This is a genomic window from Pseudomonas oryzihabitans, assembly GCF_014522265.1.
Lineage (GTDB): Bacteria > Pseudomonadota > Gammaproteobacteria > Pseudomonadales > Pseudomonadaceae > Chryseomonas > Chryseomonas aestiva.
This window is the reverse complement of sequence record NZ_CP017024.1, coordinates 1,397,797-1,418,661: the sequence shown is the minus strand read 5'-3', so window position 1 is coordinate 1,418,661 and position 20,865 is coordinate 1,397,797. Positions and strand designations below refer to the sequence as shown.

Here is a 20,865-nt window from a genome sequence, read left to right as displayed (position 1 = left end):
CCAGGGCGCCCGAGCGGGTATCCTTGCCGTCTCCTCGCGATGGCCTGGCCATCGTCTCCCTCCTGTCCGACCGAGCGCCCCCGCGATGTCTACCCCTGGCCCCGACCTGGATCTTTCCCGTCTCGACGATCACCTCGCCAACCTGATCGCCGACATTCGCCAGCGCACCCAGGCGCTGCAGCCGGCCGCGGCGCCGGCCGAGCCCACCTGGGAGGCCCTGCAGGAGCTGGACGACGAGGCCCTGGTGCGCGCGGCCTATCACTACCTGACCGGGCATCCCATCGAGCCGGAGCGGCTGTCCCACTACCTGACCCGGCTGCGCAGCGGCGAGGATCGTTTCGATCTGCTGGCGGCCATCCATCTCAGCCCGGAAGGGCAGCGCCATGGCGCCGCCGCGCCGGGACTGCGCCGTGCGCTGCTCAAGCGCAAGCTGCGCCGGGTGCCGGTGATCGGGCGACTGCTGAGCCTGATGCTGGAGGTGGCCGGCCTGCCGGGGCGGCAGCAGCGCGACAATGCCCGCTACTACCGCTGGCAGAACCAGCTGGCCTTGCAGGCGATCCTGCTGCAGCAGCAGAGCAACCTGCTGGAGTGGCATCAGCAGCGCTGGCAGGTGCTGCAGGATCAGGCGCCCGAGCCGCGCCTGGGCGAGCTGGAGCACCAATTGGCCCAAGTCGAGGCGCAGCTGGCCCAGGCCCAAGCCCAGCTGGATCGTGGCGAGCAGGAGCTGCGGATGCGCCTGAATCTACTCGAAGCCGCACCGGCCCTGCCGCTGGCGCCGCAAAGCGCCGCGCTCGGCGTACCGCTGGCCCTGGAACGCACCCTGCGTGAGCATTTCGCCCTGGACGAACAGGCCCTGCGCGGCCTGCTCGGCTTCTATCTGCCGCTGGTCCAGGAATGCCTGCCGGTGCGCCAGGGCCTGCCCCTGGTCCAGCTCGACTGTGGCGCCGGTCAGTGGCTGGCGAACCTGCCGCAGGGCGTCAACGGCCTCGGTGTGGAAACCGATGCCGAAGTGGTCGCCCAGGCCGTGGCCCAGGGTCTGCCGGTCGTGCAGGGCGAGGCTCTGCGCTGGCTGAGCGAACAGCCGGCAGCCAGCATCGGGGCGCTGTGCGCCTTCGAGCTGGCGGATCGACTGGATATGGCACAGCTCTCCACCCTGCTCGACGAAGCGCTCCGGGTCCTGGTCCCGGGCGGCCTGCTGCTGTTGCAGGCGCTCGATCCCGCCGAGGCGTCCAGCGCCTGCGCCTTCTGGCTCGATCCCGCCCGGCAGCGGCCGCTGCCGGCGCCGCTGCTGGAGTTTCTCTGCCAGCACAAGGGCTTCGCCCAGGTGGCCATTCAGCGGCCGTTGGAAGCCGAGTTGTTGCTGGAGGGCCAGCAGGCGGAGCCCCTGACCTGGCAACACTATGCCGTGTCGGCCTTCAGAGCCGAAACGGCATGACCCAGCCCCTCGCCACCTTCCACCAGTGGGTCCTGGGGCCCCTGACCGGACCCTATGGCTGGACCTATCTGCTCGGCCTGCGTGACGTCGCTCGCCGGGCCGGTCTGGCGGCGGACATCTATACCGACGAGCCGCCGGCGGAGGGGCCTGCCGACCTGCGTCCGCTCGCTGACTATGCCGGCGCCGGCGTGGACGAAGTGCTGCTGGTGCACGGCCAGCTGCAATCCGCTCAGGCACGTCGCCTGGCGCGCTGCCAGGGGCGGATCCTGGTCTTGCCGGGTACCCAGGTGGAGGCCGTTGGCCTCGCCGAGGTGATTGCCCGACAGCCCGCCATCCGTGGCGTCCTGAGTGGCGAGCCGGGCGTACTGGAAGCCCTCTATGCCCGTGACGTTACCGTGCCGGTCCGCCGGGTCGAGCAACTGCAGTGGCAGGTGCCGCCGGTTCCGGCGCCCCTGGATCTGGATCGTCCCCGTCCCTTCACCGTGCTCGTGCACGCGCTGGAGCTGCAGCACGCGGAAGCGGTCAGCGGACTGCTGCAGCTGGCTCAGTTGCCGGGTGCCCCCTGGCGGCTGTGCGTCTATGGCGATGAGCAGCCGGCGCCGCGCGCCGACTTTTTGGCTGGCATGGCCGCCATGGAGCGGGTGGAGTTGACCGTGCTGCGCGCCGAGGAGCCGCTGCCTGCGGTGGACCTGGCATTCAGTCTGGAGCCCAGGCCCGATCCGGCCTGGCTGCTGCGCCTGCTGGCGCTGGGCATTCCGCTGGTGGGCAATGCCCAGAGCGGGGCAGGGCGCGAAATCCTCGGCGACGGCTATTGGCCGCTGGCGGCCACCGCGCCCGCGCACACGGCGGATGTCCTGCAACGCCTGATGGACAATCCGGCGTTGCGCTACGGGGTGCAGCGCCGGGCTGAAGATCAGGCCCGTCGCTGGACGGCGGAAGGCTTCTACGCCTGGCTGGCGGATGAGTTGCTGGCGGACGGAATCCGGCTGCCGCAGCCCCGGCAAGCGCGCGTCGAGGTGCGCCTGGAAGGTCCGTTCGACAGCAGCTACAGCCTGGCGGTGGTCAACCGCGAACTGGCCCGGGGCTTCGCCGCCATCGGCGCCAGCGTGGCGCTGCGAGCGACCGAAGGTCCGGGGCCCATTCCCGTGTCCCCCGAGTTTCTCGCCGCCGACCCTGCCAGCGCCGCGGCCCATGCCCGTGCCGATCAGCCGGCAGCCGCCGTGTTGCGCCTGCTCTATCCGCCACGGGTGAGCGACATGGCGGGCGAGGTCCGGGTGCTGTCCTGCTATGGCTGGGAGGAATCCCTGCTGCCGGTGGAGGCCGTGGCCGGCTTCAATCGCTATCTGCAGCTGGTCACCAGCATGTCGTCCTATGTGACCCGGGTGCTGGAGGACAATGGCGTCGACGTGCCCGTGGTGACCGTCGGCCTGGGCGCCGATCATATCCTGCGCACCCCGGCGGAGCCGGCGCTGCTTGGTCGGGCGCTGCCCGGCAGTACCACGACGCTGAAATTGCTGCACATCTCGTCCTGCTTTCCGCGCAAGGGCGTCGACGTCCTGCTCGACGCCTATGCCCGTGCCTTCACGGCGGCGGATGACGTGGTGCTGGTCATCAAGACCTTTCCCAACCCCCATCACGATATCGCCGCCGAACTGGCGGCCTGGCGCGCGCGGCATCCGGCGGCGCCGGCGGTCGAGCTGTTCAATCTCGATCTGCCCGAGGCGGCGATACGCGCCCTCTACGTCTGGGCCGATGTGCTGGTGGCGCCCAGTCGCGGCGAGGGCTTCGGCCTGCCCCTGGCCGAAGCCATGCTGCACGAGTGCGCCGTGGTCACCACCGGCTATGGCGGCCAGACGGATTTCTGTACGCCCGAGACCAGCTGGCTCATCGATTACCGCTTTACCCGCGCCCAGACCCACATGCAGCTGAGCGGCTCGCTGTGGGCCGAGCCGGATACCGATCACTTGGCGCGGCTGTTGGCCGACTTCGCCGCCGCGCGCCGCGAAGGCCGCTGGCAGGCCCTGGTGCGCTCGCGCCTGCTGCGGGCCGACCGCCTGATTCGCCGGGACTACACCTGGGAACAGGTCGCCCGCCGCACCCAGGCCGCCATCGCCCGGGTCCGGGCGTTGCCGCCCTGCAAGCCGCAGCCCCGGGTCGGCACCGTCACCACCTGGAACAGCGCCTGCGGTATCGCCGGCTATAGCCAGCAACTGATCGCCGGCCCCCTGGCGGCCACCCAGGTGTTCGCCAACCGCCACGTCGCCCTGATCAATCCGGAAGGGCAGGAGATCCAGCGGGTCTGGGATCAGGGCGGCCAGGATTCGCTCGACGATCTGCTGCAGGCCCTCGATCGTCAGCCGGTGGACATCCTGCTGATCCAGTTCAACTTCGGCTTCTTCGGCCTGGTGCCTTTCGCCCGCTTCCTGCACGAGGTGCATCGGCGCGGTATCCGCACCCTGGTTACCTTCCATTCCACCGCCGATCTCGACCGGCCGGGCGATCACCGCAGCCTGCGGCAACTGCGCCTGGCGCTGCGCCAGAGCAGTCGCCTGCTGGTGCACAGCAGCCACGACCTCAATCGCCTCAAGGACTTTGGCCTGGCCGACAACCTGATGCTGTTCCCCCACGGGGTGATGCCGCCGCCCCAGGCGCTGGAACTGCCGGACGAGGCCCAGGCCCTGGCCGGACGGCGCATCGTGGCCAGTTACGGCTTCTTGCTGCCGCCCAAGGGCATCCTGCAGTTGATCGAGGCCTTCGCCGAGGTCGCCGCCGAGCACGACGACCTCTACCTGCTGCTGGTCAACGCCCAGTACCCGGTACCGGAAAGCGCGGCCCTGGCCGAGGAGTGCCGCCAGCGGATCGCGGCGCTGGGCCTGGAAGGCCGTGCCCGGTTGATCGACCGCTTCCTGGACGACCGCGAATCCCTGGCCTGGCTGAGCCTGGCCGAGGTGGTGGTCTTTCCCTACCAGCACACCCAGGAGTCTTCCAGCGCTGCGGTGCGCTGGGGCCTGCTGGCCGGCAAGCCGGTGCTCTGCACGCCGCTGGACATCTTCGAGGACGTCGACGAGGCGGTCTACCGGCTGCCCGGTACCGATGCCCAGGCCATCGCCACGGGACTGCGTGAGCATCTGGCCGCCCAGCGACCGGCGCGGCAGGGGGAATGGCTGCGCAGTCACGCCTGGCCAGCCATTTCCAACCGTATCGACGGGCTGTTCCGCGCCCTGGCTCAACAAGCCGTTCGCGATCGTTCAAAGGCTCAGGAGCTTTCATGACTGCTGTTACCGGCCGCCTGGCCGTTCTCGACCGGCCCATGGGCCGTACCCTCTACTACGGGTTGGCCCTGTTGCTGGGGGTGCTGTACATCGCGCGCATCTTTCCGTGGGACTTTCTGACCGGTCACTCGGGCTTCTTCTTCGACAACCGCACCGATCCGACGCAGCACATCACCGGCATGTGGGCCTTCGTCCAGGACCGCTGGCGCTTCCCGCTGCTCTATACCCGGCTGCTCAACGCCCCGAGGGCCTGTCGGTGGCCTATACCGACAGCATTCCGCTGGCGGCCATCCTGTTCAAGGTGATCTATCCCTGGCTGCCACCGGGCAGTCACTACTTCGGCGTCTGGACGCTGGGTTGCTACCTGCTCCAGGGGCTCGCGGGCGCCTATGCCGCGGCGTCCTTTCGCGGCCGTACTCCGGCAGCGCTCCTGGGCGGTACGCTGTTCGCGCTGATGATGCCGGCGCTGATGATCCGGATTCCCCACGCGGCGCTCAATGCGCAATTCCTCATGATCCTGATGCTGGCGCATTACGCTCGGTTATCGCGCGGACAACTGGTTCCCGGGCAATTCTGGCGTTATGGCACGGCGCTGCTGGTGCTGTCGGCCACCATCCACCCCTATCTGATCGCCATGCTCTATCCGCTGTATGGCGCTGCCTCCCTGGCCATTGGCGTTCGTCAGTCCAGCCCCTGGCGTAAGGTGGCCATGGCCCTGGTCGCGCCGCTGCCCCTGCTGGCGCTGGTGCTGTACGTACTGGGCTATCTGAGTTTCAGCCAGGGCATGCCACCGGCTGAGGTGGGCTACATCGAATCCTCGATGAACCTGCTGTCGCCGTTCCTGGGAACCCACCTGGCGCCCAGCGTGTTCCTGCCCTCCGGCGATTTGGTCCTGGATGCGACCGGGCTGCAGATCGACGGCCACAACTACCTCGGCGTTGGCCTGCTGGCCATGCTGCTGAGCATCCTGCTGCTGGCACCGCGCTGGTTGCTGTCGCAGTGCCGTCAGCACTGGGTGCTGCTGCTGGTCTTCATCGGGCTGACCCTCTATGCGCTATCCAACCGCGTGTATCTGGGCGGGACGGCGCTCTTCGAGTACCCGTTGCTACCCGGCGTGAAGCAGCTGGCGCGTATCTTCCGGGGCTCGGGACGGTTCTTCTGGCCGGTGGGCTATGGCCTGCTGATCCTGGCTCTGGGCTTCTACCTCACCCGGGCGTCCAGTGTCTGGCGTCTGGCCCTGCTGGCGCTGATCGTGGTGCAGTACGCCGATACTCGCCATCACCGGGGTTACCTGGTGGAGGCGGCCAGCCGCCAACCCCATTTCGACTATGACCGTGCGACCTGGGATGCGCGGGTCGCCTCGGCGACCGAGGTCCACCTGCTACCCAACTACGGCTGTGGCGGCAAACCCTTCGATGCGCTGTTTCTCCAGTACTTTTCCGCACTCCACGCCGTGCCGCTCAACACCGGTTTCATCGCCCGGGTGGTCGGCGACTGCGCGACCAAGGCGGCGGTGCTGGATCGGCCCCTGCGGCCTGGCCAGCTCTTCGTCTTCGGCCGTAGCGAGAATGCCTATTCCCGCGAACGGATCGAGCAGGCCATGGGCGGGCACTATGGCCAGTGGTGCCGCGAAGAAGACATTGGCACGGTGTGCCGGATCGAGGCGCCCTGACGGGCGCCTGCATTCAACGCGATGTTTCTTTTTCGGTCACCGGTTGCTGCGCAGTACCGCGGGGCTTCTGTTCGCGCTTGATCACATAGCGTGGCCGGCGCTTGCTCTCGATGTAGATGCGGCCGATGTACTCGCCCAGCACGCCGATGCCGATCAGTTGCACGCCGCCGATAAAGAGGATGGCGGTCATCAGCGAGGGGTAGCCGGGTACCGGGTTGCCATACAGCAGCTTCTCGAAAACCATCAGGGCGGCATAGGCCAGAGCGAACAAGGCCACGGCGCCGCCTAGATAGGTCCAGAGGCGCAAGGGAAGGGTGCTGAAGGACGTGATGCCTTCCAGGGCCAGGTTCCACAACTTCCAGCCGTTGAACTTGCTGGTACCGGCGCTGCGTTCGGCACGCTGGTATTCGACGATGCGTGTCTCGAAACCGACCCAGGACAGGATGCCCTTCATGAAAAGATTGCGCTCGGGCATCTCCTTGATCGCTTCCACGACCTCGCGACTCATCAGCCGGAAGTCACCGACATTCTCCTCGATGGGGGTATGGGTGATCCGGTTGTGCAGGCGATAGAAGCATTCGGCGGTGAAACGCTTCAAGGTCGTGTCGCTGCTACGGTCGACCCGCTTGGCCAGGACCACGTCGGCACCGTCGCGCCACTGCGCCAGCAGGCGCGGCACTACATCCAGGGGATCCTGCAGGTCCACGTCGATGGGGACCACGGCATCCCCCGCGCGTGCTCGATGCCGGCGAAGAGCGCCGCTTCCTTGCCGAAGTTACGGGAAAGATGCAGCACCACCACGCGCTCGTCACGGGCGTGCAGCAGGTCGAGCTGCTGCGCGGTGGCGTCACGGCTGCCATCGTTGATAAAGACCAGCTCCAGCGACAGCTGGCTGAGCTCGGGATGATGGCAGACCGCATCGTAGAACAGGCCGATGGCCAATTCTTCGTTGTAGACCGGAACAACCAGGGAAAGCTGCGGCGTCGTTTTCATCGGAAAGCCCAAAGCGAAGAAGCCAGATAGCTGAAGACGGGGACCAGCGCGGTGGCCACGACGATCGCCAGGAACGCAGACAGTCCCAGGGCGAGTAGACCCGTCAGGAGCAGATTGTTGAGCGCAAACCCGGCGATCGCCACGACGAAGAAGCGCAGGATCGAGCCTTGGCGAGCAAAGGTCAGGTAGCGGTGACCGCAGTAGGACACGCCGAAGGCCACCAGAAAGGCGACGAGGTTGGCTCCATAGGGCTGCAGCGCGAAAAGTGCCAGCAGCGTGCCTGCGACCAGGATATGGACCAGGGTGGCAAGGCCGCCCACCAGGATGAAACGCAGCGGTCTGAGCCGATCGTCGTTGAGCATCTGCATCAGGGACATGAGGGTGGTTGACCTCCGGGGACGCGGCAGGATGAATTGAACGGCAGAGTCTACCGAGGGTGTCTGTAGCCGTCTGCCGTACCTGGGCTAGCGGCATCGGGGGCTACCTGCGCATAGACCGTCGCGAGTCGTCGACCCAACTGATCCGCCTGGAAGTGCCGCTCGAAATGGGCGCGCGCGGCGGCGCCGAAACGTGCCCGCTCTTCCGGCGCCTGCCAGAGCCGCAGCAGGGCTTCCCGGATCGCGGCGGAGGTGGGCGCCACATCGAGGCCGGTCTGTTCGTGCCGGTTGATCTCGCTCATGCCCGACCCTATGGCGCAACTGATCAGCGGCTTGCCGTACATGGCCGCTTCCAGCAGGGCCATGCCGAAGGCTTCCGAGCGCAGGTGCGACGGAAAGACAAAGGTCTCGGCGAGGCGGTAGAGCGCCGCCACGTCTTCTTCCGGCAGGCGTCCGAGGAAGTGGCAGTTGCGCAGGCCCAGGCGGTGGGCCTGGGCTTCCAGCGCGGTCCGTTCCGGTCCGTCGCCAACGATGGCCAGCGGCAGGTCCAGGTCGGCGAGGGCGTCGAGCAGCAGGTGCAGGCCCTTGTAATAGCGCAGCACGCCGACGAAGAGCAGAAAGCGCGGACCCAGGCGCTGGCGCCATTGCGCAAGGCACTCTTGGGACGGCGCCGGATAGCTGGCTTCGTCGAGACCGTACGGAATGACCTCGGTGTGCGCCTCCAGGCCGCGCAACTCCTGGCTGCTGCGCCTATAGGGCTCGGTGGCCACGATGATCCGGCTGGCGCGACTCAGGAAGTGGCGCTGCAGGGGGCGATAGAGTTGCAGCAGATGGCGTTGCTTGACGATATCCGAGTGGTAGCTGACCACATAGGGCTTGCCCGGCCGCACCGCCAGTTGCAGCACGTCCATGAACGGCCAGGGGAAGTGATAGTGGATGACGTCGCTGTCGCGCGCCGCCCGGGCGAAGGCGCCGAAGGCCGCGAGGGATAGACCGGTAGAGGCGATATTGGCGTCCTGGCGCACCCGCTGCACCGGAATGCCCTCGACCTCGATGCATTCAGGGGAGGGCTGTTCGCTCAGGGTCAGGATCCGATTGCTCACCCCCAGCGTGCGCGTCGCGCCGCACATCTGACGTATCACCTGCTCGATACCACCATGGGTATCGGGGAGGTAGGTCTTGAATACATGGAGGACACGCATGCGGATCCTGCGCCACGGCAGCCTGAGGGGCGCGAAGTCTAACATGCGGTTTGGCCTGGCTCCCTGACGCCAGGCCGCCTTGGCTTCATGCTAGAGTGCCCGGCTTCACGCCAGCGCCGTCCGGCCCTCGTCCAACTGCCGCCACTCTCGCCATGGTCTTCAGCTCTTTCGCCTTCCTGCTGGTCTTCCTGCCGCTCGCCTTCCTGGGCTTTCTAGGGGTGCGCCGGCTGGGGCGGCAGAGCTCAGTCTTCTTTCTCCTGGCAGCCTCCTGGCTGTTCTATGCCTTCTGGGACTGGCGCTACCTCTTTCTGCTGCTGGCCTCCATGCTGGTCAACTACGGACTGGGCGTGCAGGTATGGCGACACCGCAGCCGGCGCTGGCTGGTGGGGGCTCTGGTCTTCAATCTGGGGCTATTGGCCTATTACAAGTACCTGGGCTTCTTTGCCGGCATGGCCGGGCTGAGTCTGCCCGGCCAATGGGTGCTGCCACTGGCCATTTCCTTCTACACCTTCCAGCAGATCGCCTGGCAGGTGGATCTCTACCGCGGCCGGCTGGCGGCGCCGGGGCGGCTGGGCGACTTCATGCTGTGCGTGAGTTTCTTTCCACACCTGATCGCGGGCCCGATCTGCCGCCCGAGCAGCCTGCTACCGCAGATCGAGCGCGGGTTTGCCACTCGCCCCTGGCATTGGCAACTCGGCGCGACGCTGTTCGTACTGGGGCTGGCCAAAAAGGTGCTGCTCGCCGACAGCCTGGCGCCCGGCGTAGATGGCCTGTTCGACCTGGCCCAGCCGGCTGCGCCCCAGGCTGTGTTGGCCGCCTTGAGTTATGGCCTGCAGTTGTATTTCGACTTTTCTGGCTATGCCGACATGGCGGTAGGTCTGGGGCTGATGTTCGGCATTCGCTTGCCCATCAACTTCCGCTCTCCCTATCGCAGCCGTTCGATCATCGAGTTCTGGCGACGCTGGCATATTTCGCTGTCACGGTTTTTGCGGGATTACCTCTATATTCCCCTGGGCGGCAGCCGCCATGGGCGGGGCCGTCAGTGGCTGAGTCTACTGATCACCATGCTCCTGGGCGGACTCTGGCACGGCGCTGGCTGGCAATTCATCCTGTGGGGCGCCGCCCACGGCACGTTGCTCTGTCTGAATCATGCCTGGCGCTGGCTTTCGCCCTGGCGCCTTCCGGGACCCCTGGCCTGGGCCTTGACGCTGGTGATGGTGATGCTCGCCTGGATCCCGTTCCGGGCCAGTGACCTGGCGCATGCCCTGACCCTGATCACCGCTCTGGGGCAGTGGAGCTGGCCGAGTCTGCCTGGGCTGGGGGTGTTGCTGGTGGAAGCATCCGCCCTGCATCTCGATCGTTCGCTCTGGCTGGCGGCACCGCTGCTGCTGGGGGTATGCGTGGTGGCGCCCCGTGCGTTCACCATCGCCTTGCGTTTGTCGCCGATCTGGCGGGGTCTGGTGGGCGCCATCCTGGTGCTGCTGGTGGCCAAGGCGATGCTCGCCCGCCCGGACCGAGCCTTTCTCTACTTCAATTTCTAGCGATCATCATGCGACGTACCAGACGCTTTTTCCTGGGAGTATTCATCGGTTGCCTGTGCTTTGGCGTCGCCTGGGTCATGCTGGTCGCAGGCCAGCTTGGCCGGCCCTTCGTCAACAACCTCTGGGTCGAGGGCGCCTATGCCAAGAAGCTGGCCCGCGCGGCAAGTGTGCAAGCGCCCAAGCTGGTGGTAGTCGCGGGATCGGGTGCCATGTTCGGCATCGACTCACCCCAGCTCGAGCAGGCCTTCGGCCGGCCTGTGGTGAACCTGGGGGTCAATGCGGGCATCCTGAGTCCCTATCTGCTGATCTACGCGCGTCAGGCGGTAAAGCCCGGGGATTGGGTACTGCTGCCGCTGGAGTACCCGCTCTATCACGATCGCTTCGAAGTGAACCAGGTCTACCTGGAATACTGGCTGAGCCATCCAGTCAGCTATGGCCTGAATCCCTGGCGACTGGCCAAGCTTCTGGCGATGACGCCGCTGGAACGCGTGGTCCAGGGTTATCGCGGCGTGCCGGCAGGCTTTCAGGTGGCAGGACTCTATGGTGCGCAGCATCTGGATGAGCGGGGCGACCAGGCCCTGAGTCGGCATGAGGAGCGTAGTCCTGAGCTGTTCGCTGGCGCGCTTCACTCAGCGGTCCAGCATTACGGTGCTCAGGCCACAGCGCTGAGTGGCAGCTGGAAGCTCTGGCAGGCCTTTGCCCAGGAGGTGGAGAGGGCCGGTGGCTGCGCGGTGTTCGTACCCCCTGCCATGCTCGATCGGCCGGCTTATCATGACGATCCGGTCGAGCGGGCCTTTTATGAGGGCCTCCCTGCAGCGGCCCGCGCGCATGGCTTGACGTATCTGGGGCGACCGCTGGATTTCATGTACCCGGCGGATGACTTCTTCGATACCAACTATCACCTGACGGCCGAGGCGCGCCAAAGACATACCGCACGGTTGATCGCCTTGTTACGGTCTTCTTCGGCGCATTGTGGTTTCGTCAGGGCCGCTGGAGGCTGACGGGACCCTTCCAGATCAGCAGGAATTTGCCATCGACCTTTTCCTGATGTTCCGGCACGCCAAGTTGGCGAATGGCATGGATAACCTGCTGCTCGGTATCGCAGATCAGAAAGCTGCCGCCGTTATGGTGCCATTCGGGCTTTGATAGCCAGTCGAAGGGCTTTGCCCCTTCGGCATCGATAATGATCGGTGAGATTTCAGCGTCTGAAACGACGGCGTTGACGCTGGCATTCCAGAAGGTCGCGTAACCGTCCTGCAGGTTGTGCTTGAGCAATACCTGGGCAAGCGGAAAGCTGCGGTTGGGTGTCCTGTAGTCCCACTTCGGCACGGCCAGAATGGTGGCTGCATAGGCGAGGGCAATGCCACTGCCCAGGACAACCATCCTGCGTTCAATCAGGAGATGACGCCCCAGGACGATAGCGCCGAGGATGAATACCGGAACCAGATAACGCGTGGTCATCAGGTTCACCGGCAGATTGCTGAGCACATAGGCGCCCAGCAGGATGGCCGCGCCCAGCAGGCAGCCGGTGCTTAGCGTATCCAGTGCCCGTCGCTGCCTGGCGATCCAGTAGAGCGCGCCGAAGAAACCAAAGGCAATCGCGGCATGGAAGGCCTTGCTCAGGCCGCCGTGTGAAAATATCCGCTGATCGAAGAACTCGGCGTCGAAGAACGCCAGCATGCCCTGCAAGGTAAGTTCGAGGTTTTGCCACAGGGCGGCATAGCTTGCGAATCTCAGCGGTGGCAAGCCGGGCGTGGTAAAGCCGCCCGCGGCTTTGACCATCAGGGCCAGCAGCTTAGCCAGGAGCACCGCCGCGATGCAGCTGGTGATGACCCACCACAGTTTCGGATTGTGGCGCACCTTGATCAGCACGGCAGCGAGCAGTGGCAGCAGCAGAACATAGCGAACGATGTCGTCACTGAAGAGCACGAGGCCCAGCAACAGGGTCAGCAGGGCCAGCCGCCAACGACCCTGGCGCTCTTCGTAGGTCTCTACCAGCCACCAGGCCAGCAAGGTTGCCAGGTAGGCGCCCATGTGGATGCAGGGGACCAACAGCAGGTTGCTGGCGAAAAAGCCGGGTGCGGCCACGATCACCAGGGGCGGTAGCCCTGCGATACCGCGCTTGCGAACGATGAGGTGGGCCGCGACCACTACCACGCCGGCGAGCAGCATCCCGGGCACCACATAGGCCCAGCTCAGGTGCCAGCCAAACACCTTGATCAGCACCGCATACGGCAGGACTTCGGTGAAGTAGAACGAGACCGTGGACAGATTCCAGCCGCTCAGCAGCAGATTGCCGGCGGCGATATCCTGGGCTTCGAGCAGCGCCGATGCAGCGTCGGAGTTGAGCGGCACCTGAGTGGCGAAGCAGGAATAAAGTACCGACAGCGCAATGAAACTCAGCAGGTACCAGGCGGTATTGGACTTCAAGGAAACAGACATCAACTCTTCTCGTATAGGTCTTGCCGGTTATGCGCAGGGCTCACGGCGCGGCCGCGGTAAGGCTGGCGATGAGATCCTCGACCCGAATGGCCCAAGTCATTTCTCGCGTACGAACGATGCCCGCCTCGGTCAGTTGGTTGCGCAGGTCCGCGTCCTCTAGCAGACGCTTGAGCCCCGTTGCTATTGATGACTCATCCAGGGGGTCGACCAATACCGCAGCGTTTCCGGCGACCTCAGGCATCGAACTCACAGTGGATGTCAGGACCGGGCAGCCAGCGGCCATGGCTTCAGCGATAGGCATGCCATAGCCTTCATAAAGCGAGGGATATGCCAACAGTGTCGCGTTGGCATAAAGCGCGGGGATATGGCGTTGATCGACATAGCCGAGGAACAGTAACTCACCTGCCTCTTGCAACCTGGCCATCAGCTCGGCCAGCTCCGAATTCTGCCAGCCGGGTGCGCCTGCCAGGACCAGTGGATAACGCTGGCGTAGGGCAGGCGGCAGGCTTTCGAAGGCTCGTAGCAGGCGTGCGAGATTCTTGCGCGGCTCAAGGGTCGCTACCGAAAGAATGAACTGCCCTGGGAGGCCCAGGTGCTGCCGGCATTCCCGTCGCTGGACATCGGTGATGGTGAAGAAGTCGGCGGCGATTCCGGGGCTGACCAGGTCCACAGGCTTTTTCAACTGAAGCGTGTCGACCAGATCGTTACGGATGAATTTCGAGATCGTGATCAGGCGCGTGGAAGCCTCGATGGTGTGCGGGATCAAACGCCGCATTTCGTCGATGCGCGCCGGGGGATGCAGTTCTGGATGACGAAGGTGCGAAAGATCATAGAGCGTGGCAACGCTGGGGCCCTTGAAAGGCAGCAGGAAATAGCCGGGTTCCCAATAGACGTAGCCATCCAGCTGCGCACCCCAAGGGAGAAAGGCTTTGTTCAATCGTGCCCGGTAGAGCCGGCGTAGCCAGGGACGATACCCGAGCCACCGCCGGAGCCGACCGTAGCGCAGCCGAGTGGGCGATGGCGCTTCACCTTCGGCCAGTCGCTGAAGCTTGGCGCGCAAGGCGGCACGGTCCATGAGGCCGTCGTCACCATAGGCCTTGATGTCTTCCACCGCGGGATGATCGACGAGCTGCTCCAGCAAATGCAGCGTATAGCGCCCAATACCGGTCATTGGCGGCTTGAGAACATTGATGGAAACGAAGACCTTCATGTGTGCTCGACAGCTCTGGTTGAACGCACCCTCACGCGAGGGCGGTTGAGGGGCGTCGGGAGGCTCTGCCGAAGGAATCGGTCCGGACGCCTTTCCAGCGCTCTTAGCCGCCCGGACAGCCCTGGCGCAAAGGCACGCATTATCCGGGCTGACCACGATTAGTCCACGTCTGGTAGCAGTTTTATGACCGGCCCTGACGTTGCCGAGACGACCGGGCTGGGCGCTGTGTGCCCTGGGCCTTATAATCGCCCGCCAATTTTGTCCCTACGGATCCAGACGCCGGCCCCCGCAGTTTTCCGGTTGGCGCTCCTTCATTTCGGCCTTCCATCGGCCCTTCTCTGGCAGGCCTGCCCGGGTCTAGCGAGGATTTGCGAGTTGCCATGCGTCTACTGATCGAATGCACCTACGTCTACGAACACCCTTCCGACAACTCCGGTATCCAGCGGGTGGTGCGTAACGTCATCAAGCAGCTGCCGCACCTGGAGCCCTCGGTCGAGTGCATTCCGGTCATGATGAAGCACGATCAGCTCTACCGGGTGAACAGCCTGGAGCCGCTGGAGGTCGACGAGGGCCGGATCCGTCGCCGGCAGTGGATCGGCCGCCTGGACCGCCTGCAGGACCGCTTCTGGCGCTGGCACGACCGCGTCGAGCAGAAGCTGCCGTACGCCGACCGCTCCCTGCTGCTGCGCCGGCTGTGGTACTGGCCGTGCCGGGCGACCAGCCAGGTCATCCAGTGGCCGCTGAACATCCTGCGCGAGCAGGACTACCAGGCGGGTGAAGAGCCCGAGCGTGCCACCCCTCTGGACATCGAGCCCGGTGACCAGCTGGTGTTGCTGGATTCCTCCTGGCATGCCGATTTCTTCAAGCTCGCCGAATCGCTCAAGGCGCGTGGAGTGGGCATCGTCTCGGTGATGTACGACCTGATCCCGCTCACCCATCCGCAGTTCTGCGACAACCACCTGGTCAAGGTCTTCGATGAGTGGTTCGACTGGATCGCCCGCACCGCGGACGGCTTCATGGCCATTTCCCAGACCATCAGCCAGGAAGTCGCGGCGGAACTGCGCCTGCGTCGCGGCGCCGCGGCTGAGCGCCAGTGGCACGGCTACTTCCAGTTGGGCTCGGAACTCGACCTGAATGGCAGCGGTGCCGCCTGCGATCCGGAGGTCAAGCGCCTGTTCGACGGCAAGACCCCGGTGTACCTGATGGTCAGTACCATCGAGCCGCGCAAGAACCACGCCTATCTGCTCGACGCCTTCGACCTGCTCTGGGCCCGGGGCGCCGATGTGCGCCTGTGCATCATCGGCAAGGTGGGCTGGAAGACCGAGGCGCTGATCGAACGCATCAAGACCCATCCGGAATACAAGCGCCGGCTGTTCATGTTCAACGGCGCCAACGACACCAGCCTGGAATACGCCTATGCCAATGCCCGGGCCCTGGTATTCCCCTCCTATGTGGAGGGTTTTGGTCTGCCGCTGGTGGAAGCCATGCAGCGCGGCTTGCCGGCCATGGCCAGCGACATCCCCGTGTTCCGCGAGGTGGGTGGGGATTTCATGGCCTATTTCCAGCTGCAGGATCCGGCGTCCCTGGCCGCTCAGGTGGAGCGCTACGAGGCCGAAGGCAGCTTCCCGTCCGCACGTCCGCTGCAGGACTGGGCCTGGGTCGGTTGGCGCGAGGCCTCGCTGCAACTGGTGGAGCGCACCCGCCAGGGCATCCTGCAGCAGCGCCATCTGCCGGCCAGCGATGCCGTCGAGACCCCGGATATAAGGCAGGCTTAAGGCTCTGGCCCCGGTCATCGGGTAGGATCGCGGGCTCCGCGGGTAGGGGGAACACCCCTCAAAAACCTGTGATAGAGTCCGCACCCTGCGGTTTTGTTCCTTCTTGTCCCCGCTGGTATCTGCATGCAATCCAAACCCAAGACAGATCTCGAGCAGGCGTTGATTGCCTGCAAGGGCAGCTTTCTAACGGTCGGCTTTTTCAGCCTCTTCATCAACCTGCTGCTGCTCGTCCCTTCCTTCTACATGCTGCAGGTCTACGACCGTGTCCTGAGCAGCAGTAGCATCACCACGCTGGTCATGCTCACCCTGATCATGCTGCTGCTGATGGCGACCTATGGCGCCCTCGAGTGGATCCGCTCGCGCATTCTGGTCCGAGTCTCCACGCGCCTCGATCTGTTGCTTAACGAACGTCTCTATGACGCCAGCTTCAAGCAGGCGCTTTATACCGGCGGTGCCCAGGCCTCGGCGCAACCCCTCAATGACCTGACCGGCCTGCGCCAATTCCTGACCGGGCAAGGGCTGTTCGCCTTCTTCGACGCCCCCTGGCTGCCGATCTACATCGCGGTGATGTACTTCTTCCATCCGCTGTTCGGCGCCCTCACCGTGCTCGGCGCGATCCTGCTGATCCTCCTGGCCTATGCCAACGAGAAGCTGACCGGCAAGCGGCTGGCCGAGGCGAACCAGGAAAACGCCCGGGCGACCCAGTTCACCAGCAAGAACCTGCGCAACGCCGAGGTGGTGGCCTCGATGGGCATGATGCCCAGCCTGTTCAAGCAGTGGCGCAAGCGCAATACCCACGTGTTGGGCCTGCAGGCGCGTGCCAGCGAGCACGGCGGCGCCCTGAGCAACCTGTCCAAGACCCTGCGCATGGTGCTGCAGTCGCTGATCCTCGGCCTGGGTGCCTGGCTGGTCATCGACCACCAGATCACCCCCGGTCTGATGACCGCCGGTTCCCTGCTGCTGGGCCGTGCCCTGGCGCCTATCGATCTGATGATCGGCAGCTGGAAAGGCTTCATTTCCGCCCGCGGCCAGTACGCCCGCCTCAACGAGATGATGCGCAACGTGCAGGCCGAGCCGCCGCGCATGTCGCTGCCGGCGCCCAAGGGCAATATCTCGGTCGAGCAACTGATCCTGACGCCGCCTGGCGCCTTTCAGCCGATCCTCAAGGGCATCTCGTTCAACGTCACCGCGGGTGCCTCGGTCGGCATTCTCGGTGCCAGCGCGGCGGGCAAGTCGACCCTGGCGCGCGCGCTGCTGGGCATCTGGCCGGCGCAGAGCGGCAAGGTGCGCCTGGACGGCGCCGACATCGCCCAGTGGAAGCGCGAGGAACTCGGTCCGTACATTGGCTACCTGCCGCAGGACATCGAACTGTTCGACGGCAGCATCAGCGACAACATCGCCCGCTTTGGCCAGGTGGATGCCAAGGCCGTGGTCGAGGCCGCTGAACTGGCCGGGGTGCATGACATGATCCTGCGCCTGCCCCAGGGCTACGACACCATCATCGGCGCCAATAGCGGTGCCCTCTCCGGGGGTCAGCGTCAGCGCATCGGCCTGGCCCGCGCCGTCTATGGCAATCCGCGGCTGGTGGTGCTGGACGAGCCCAACTCCAACCTCGACGAGGCGGGCGAGAAGGCCCTGGGCGCGGCGCTGCTGCGCCTCAAGCAGACCGGCGCGACGCTGTTCATCGTGACCCACCGCGTGAGCGTCCTGGCCTACGTCGACAACCTCATCGTGATGAACGATGGCCAGATCGTCATGTCCGGCCAGCGTGATCAGGTCCTGGCGCAACTGCAGGGCCGCCCCGCGGCAACGCCCGTTGCCGCTGCTGAAACCGAGTCCCTGCCCAAAACCGATGGCAGCACTGAGCAATCGGGAGGTATGGCCTGATGAATACCCAGTATCTCGCTGAAGCCGAGGCCGAGGGCCTGAAGATTTCCGACAAGCCGGTCCGTCGACTGGGCTACATCATCCTGATCGTCGTCTTTGGCCTGGGCGGTCTCTGGGCCGGCCTGGCCCCGCTCGACAGCGCCGTGCTCGCCCAGGGCTATCTGACCATCAAGAGTTCGCGCAAGACCGTGCAGCATCTGGAAGGCGGCATCGTCAAGGAGCTGATGGTCCACGACGGTGACCACGTCAAGGCCGGCGATGTCCTGCTGCGCCTGGACGATACCCAGGCCCGTGCCCAGCTCGAAGCGGCGCGCAGCCAACTGATCGCCTCCCAGGCGCTGGAAGCGCGATTGATCGCCGAGCGCGACGATCGCAACGACGTGACCTTCGGCACCAGCGACTTCCCCGAGGATGACAAGCGCGTCCAGGAAGCCCGCAACAGCGAACGGCAGATCTTCATCGCCCAGCGCAATGCGCGCCTGGGTGAGATCGACGTCCTCAAGAACAAGAGCGCCGAGCTCGAGCAGCAGATCCGCGGCTTCTCGGCGATCATCCAGAGCAAGCAGGGTCTCTCGCAGTCCTATGGCAGCGAGATCAAGGACCTGAGCGAGCTGCTCAAGCAGGGCTACGTCAACAACGAGCGCCTGCGCGACCAGGAGCGCAACCTGTCGCGCCTGCAGGCCGAGATCGCCGATCAGCAATCGGCCATCGCCCGCGCCAAGGTGCAGATGGGGGAAACCAAGCTGCAGATCCTGCAGACCACCCAGAAATTCAAATCCGACGTGGCCAACAAGCTGGCCGAGACCCAGTCGCGCATCTATGAGCTGCGCGAGCGGGTAGGGGCCTTGCAGGATCTCGTCAACCGTACGGTGATCAAGGCGCCGGTCGACGGCATGGTCATGGGCCTGGCGGTGCATACCATCGGCGGCGTCGTGGCGCCCGGTACCCACCTGCTGGACATCGTGCCGCTCGGCGCCGACCTGCTGGTCGAGGTCGAGGTGCAGCCGAACGATATCGACCGTATCGAACTGGGCAAGCTGGCCGAGGTGCGCTTCAGCGCCTTCAAGAACGCCACCACCCCCATCCTCGAAGGCGAAGTCGTCTATATCTCCGCCGACCGTTTCACCAACGAGCGGACCGGTGCGCCCTACTACCTGGCACGCGTGACCCTGACCGACAAGGGCCGCGCCGACCTGGGTCGTCGCGAGCTGGTGCCGGGCATGCCGGCCGAGGTGCTGATCAACACCGGCGCCCGTACCCTGCTCAACTATCTGCTCAAGCCGGCGCGCAATGCCATGGCGCGTTCGATGATCGAGGAGTAAGGCGATGTTCAAGCCCGCCCGACTGCTTCTCGCCCTGGGTCTGGCCCTGCCGCTGCTGGGTCAGGCGGCGCCTGTCGCCACCCATGAGCCGGCGGCCTACCTGGATCTCTGGCAGCTGTACCAGAAGACCATGGAATCCGATCCCCGCATCGGTGGCGCGGATGCCCAGGTCAAGGCCAGTCAGGGGCAGCAGGACGGTGCCTTCGGTCAGATGCTGCCGCAGCTGAGCGGCGGCGCCTCCACCAGTCGCATCAAGCGCACCGAAGGTCCCCAGACGCTGTTCTACGACGGTCAGACCTACAACCTGAGTCTGACCCAGGCGATCTATAACCCGGCCGCCTGGCGTGGCTTCAAGAAGTACAGTGAGCTCACCAAGCAGTATCGCTCGCTGGCCGAAGACACCCGCATCCAGTCCGCCGCGGACGTGGTCCAGCGCTACTTCGCCGCCCTGGCGGCCGAGGATGAACTGGAGCTGGCCACCGCCGAGCGCCAGGCGACCCAGCGCAACCTCGACAGCGTCTCGGCGCTGTTCGACCGGCAGTTGGCGACCATCACCGACAAGCTGCAGCTGTCCGCGCGGGTGGACAGCCTGAAGACCGCGGAAATCGAAGCCAAGAACCAGATCCAGGTGACGCGCGAAGCGCTGGCCGAGCTGGTCGGGCGGGACATCTATCAGCCCTTCAAGCGCATCGATGACCGCACCCTCTTTACCGCGTTGCCGGGTACGGAAACCGACTGGGTGCAGTCGGCCATCAATCACAATCCGGCGTTGCAGGCCAAGCAGGAAGCCCTGAATTCGGCCGAGTACGCCGTCAGTGAGGCCAAGGCCGGCCATCTGCCCACCCTGAGTCTGCAATTCGGGGCGCAACGCAGTGACTTCGCCTACGAGAACGTCATCGCCGCGGATGTCGTCGATACCTACTCGGCCAGCCTCAATCTGCAGATTCCGATCTACAGCGGTGGCTCGGTGAGCGCCCGGACGCGCAGTCTGTATGGCTCCCAGGAATCGGCCGAAGAAGACTACGAAGCGGTGCGGCGCCAGGTGGTCAAGGAAACCAAGACCGCCTACCTGAAGAGCTTTGCCAGCCTGAGCAAGATCGAGTCATCGCGCAATGCGCTGAACTCGGCGGTCAAGGCGCGCGAGGCGAGCGAGAAGTCCTTCTCCTTCGGTGCAGCTACCGCGGTGGACGTGCTGAATGCGGTGCGCCAGGAGTACAGCGCCCGGCGCGACTACCTGCGCGCGCAATACGACTTCATCACCAACCAGCTGGTCCTGCTGCGCTGGAGCGGTGACTTCAAGGATGCCGACATCCAGCGCATCAATGCCTGGCTGACCGTGCCCAAGCCCGACGAGACGCGCAAGACCGGACTCAAACCGGAAGACGCCGAGCGCGGCTGAATCTCTCGCAGCGGCAACCGGGTGTCGGCGTCCATGCAACGACACCCTGGTTGCGGTGCAACCGGCACGGCTGCCGGATCTCTCTCTTTCGCTTCCTGCCTCTGCCTGAGCGCCTACCGTAGCGCCTGGACGTGCTAGCGAGCGCCTGCCTTGGCCCAAGCGCCAACTCGCGCTCGGCCCACCTGCCTCCATACCTCCATTCTTCGCATTGTGCGGTTGGCCTCCCCGGGTAGCCGAAAGTGGGATGCAGCGAAAACGGGACATATCCAGTCACAATTTTTTAGTCTGTCTATACCGCTCTAGCACGGGCTTCTGGGTGGAAAGGGGGCTGGTTACAC

The 20,865-nt window shown here is 65.2% G+C and carries 14 protein-coding genes and 1 pseudogene; 10 read left to right on the top strand and 5 right to left on the bottom strand.

What is annotated here, in order from left to right:
* Nucleotides 1-85: 85 nt before the first annotated feature.
* From BGI51_RS06525 to BGI51_RS06515, 4 genes are read left to right on the top strand one after another with little or no spacing between them, the layout of a single operon-like run.
* Entirely contained in the window at nucleotides 86-1,435 is a 1,350-nt protein-coding gene (locus BGI51_RS06525) for a methionine biosynthesis protein MetW (protein ID WP_187980644.1), read from the top strand.
* Nucleotides 1,432-4,707 carry a glycosyltransferase family 4 protein gene (locus tag BGI51_RS06520; protein WP_252977222.1) on the top strand — a complete coding sequence of 1,092 codons (3,276 nt, stop codon included), beginning with the start codon at nucleotides 1,432-1,434 and terminating at the stop codon, nucleotides 4,705-4,707. The genes BGI51_RS06525 and BGI51_RS06520 overlap by 4 nt, the downstream gene beginning before the upstream one ends.
* On the top strand, nucleotides 4,704-5,012 hold the full coding sequence (locus tag BGI51_RS23370; RefSeq protein WP_252977221.1) for a hypothetical protein: 309 nt from the start codon (nucleotides 4,704-4,706) through the stop codon (nucleotides 5,010-5,012). Before BGI51_RS06520 ends, BGI51_RS23370 begins: the two co-directional genes overlap by 4 nt.
* Nucleotides 4,964-6,379 carry a DUF6311 domain-containing protein gene (locus BGI51_RS06515; protein ID WP_252977220.1) on the top strand — a complete coding sequence of 472 codons (1,416 nt, stop codon included), beginning with the start codon at nucleotides 4,964-4,966 and terminating at the stop codon, nucleotides 6,377-6,379. Before BGI51_RS23370 ends, BGI51_RS06515 begins: the two co-directional genes overlap by 49 nt.
* Before the next feature lie 13 nt (nucleotides 6,380-6,392).
* Here the strand turns inward: BGI51_RS06515 and BGI51_RS06510 are convergent.
* The 3 genes and pseudogenes from BGI51_RS06510 to BGI51_RS06500 form a co-directional block, all read right to left on the bottom strand.
* A pseudogene (locus BGI51_RS06510) lies at nucleotides 6,393-7,372 on the bottom strand (glycosyltransferase family 2 protein).
* Nucleotides 7,369-7,749, bottom strand: coding sequence for a GtrA family protein (locus BGI51_RS06505; RefSeq protein WP_187980643.1), 381 nt, complete (start codon nucleotides 7,747-7,749; stop codon nucleotides 7,369-7,371). The pseudogene BGI51_RS06510 and the gene BGI51_RS06505 overlap by 4 nt, the downstream one beginning before the upstream one ends.
* Nucleotides 7,750-7,799: 50 nt before the next feature.
* On the bottom strand, nucleotides 7,800-8,951 hold the full coding sequence (locus tag BGI51_RS06500) for a glycosyltransferase (protein WP_187980642.1): 1,152 nt from the start codon (nucleotides 8,949-8,951) through the stop codon (nucleotides 7,800-7,802).
* Between the two features lie 152 nt (nucleotides 8,952-9,103).
* On the opposite strand from BGI51_RS06500, the gene BGI51_RS06495 reads away from it, so the two are divergent.
* A complete protein-coding gene (locus BGI51_RS06495) occupies nucleotides 9,104-10,492 on the top strand; it encodes an MBOAT family O-acyltransferase (protein ID WP_187980641.1) in 1,389 nt (462 codons plus the stop codon).
* 77 nt (nucleotides 10,493-10,569) lie between these two features.
* Entirely contained in the window at nucleotides 10,570-11,493 is a 924-nt protein-coding gene (locus BGI51_RS06490; RefSeq protein ID WP_252977219.1) for a hypothetical protein, read from the top strand.
* Here the strand turns inward: BGI51_RS06490 and BGI51_RS06485 are convergent.
* Nucleotides 11,474-12,922: a hypothetical protein gene (locus BGI51_RS06485; RefSeq protein WP_187980639.1), complete on the bottom strand. Its 1,449-nt coding sequence runs from the start codon at nucleotides 12,920-12,922 to the stop codon at nucleotides 11,474-11,476. The genes BGI51_RS06490 and BGI51_RS06485 overlap by 20 nt on opposite strands.
* Nucleotides 12,923-12,974: 52 nt before the next feature.
* Nucleotides 12,975-14,144 (bottom strand): glycosyltransferase family 4 protein, encoded by a 1,170-nt coding sequence (locus BGI51_RS06480; protein ID WP_187980638.1) that lies wholly within the window; start codon nucleotides 14,142-14,144, stop codon nucleotides 12,975-12,977.
* Between the two features lie 380 nt (nucleotides 14,145-14,524).
* On the opposite strand from BGI51_RS06480, the gene BGI51_RS06475 reads away from it, so the two are divergent.
* From BGI51_RS06475 to BGI51_RS06460, 4 genes are all read left to right on the top strand, one after another.
* A complete protein-coding gene (locus BGI51_RS06475) occupies nucleotides 14,525-15,919 on the top strand; it encodes a glycosyltransferase family 4 protein (RefSeq protein WP_187980637.1) in 1,395 nt (464 codons plus the stop codon).
* Nucleotides 15,920-16,042: 123 nt separating this feature from the next.
* Complete coding sequence (locus BGI51_RS06470; RefSeq protein WP_187980636.1) at nucleotides 16,043-17,806, top strand: type I secretion system permease/ATPase; 1,764 nt, start codon at nucleotides 16,043-16,045, stop codon at nucleotides 17,804-17,806.
* Nucleotides 17,806-19,128 (top strand): HlyD family type I secretion periplasmic adaptor subunit, encoded by a 1,323-nt coding sequence (locus BGI51_RS06465; protein WP_187980635.1) that lies wholly within the window; start codon nucleotides 17,806-17,808, stop codon nucleotides 19,126-19,128. The genes BGI51_RS06470 and BGI51_RS06465 overlap by 1 nt, the downstream gene beginning before the upstream one ends.
* Before the next feature lie 4 nt (nucleotides 19,129-19,132).
* The gene (locus BGI51_RS06460) at nucleotides 19,133-20,527 is read left to right on the top strand and encodes a TolC family outer membrane protein (RefSeq protein ID WP_173149889.1); all 1,395 of its coding nucleotides are present in this window, start codon (nucleotides 19,133-19,135) and stop codon (nucleotides 20,525-20,527) included.
* The last annotated feature ends 338 nt before the right edge of the window (nucleotides 20,528-20,865 follow it).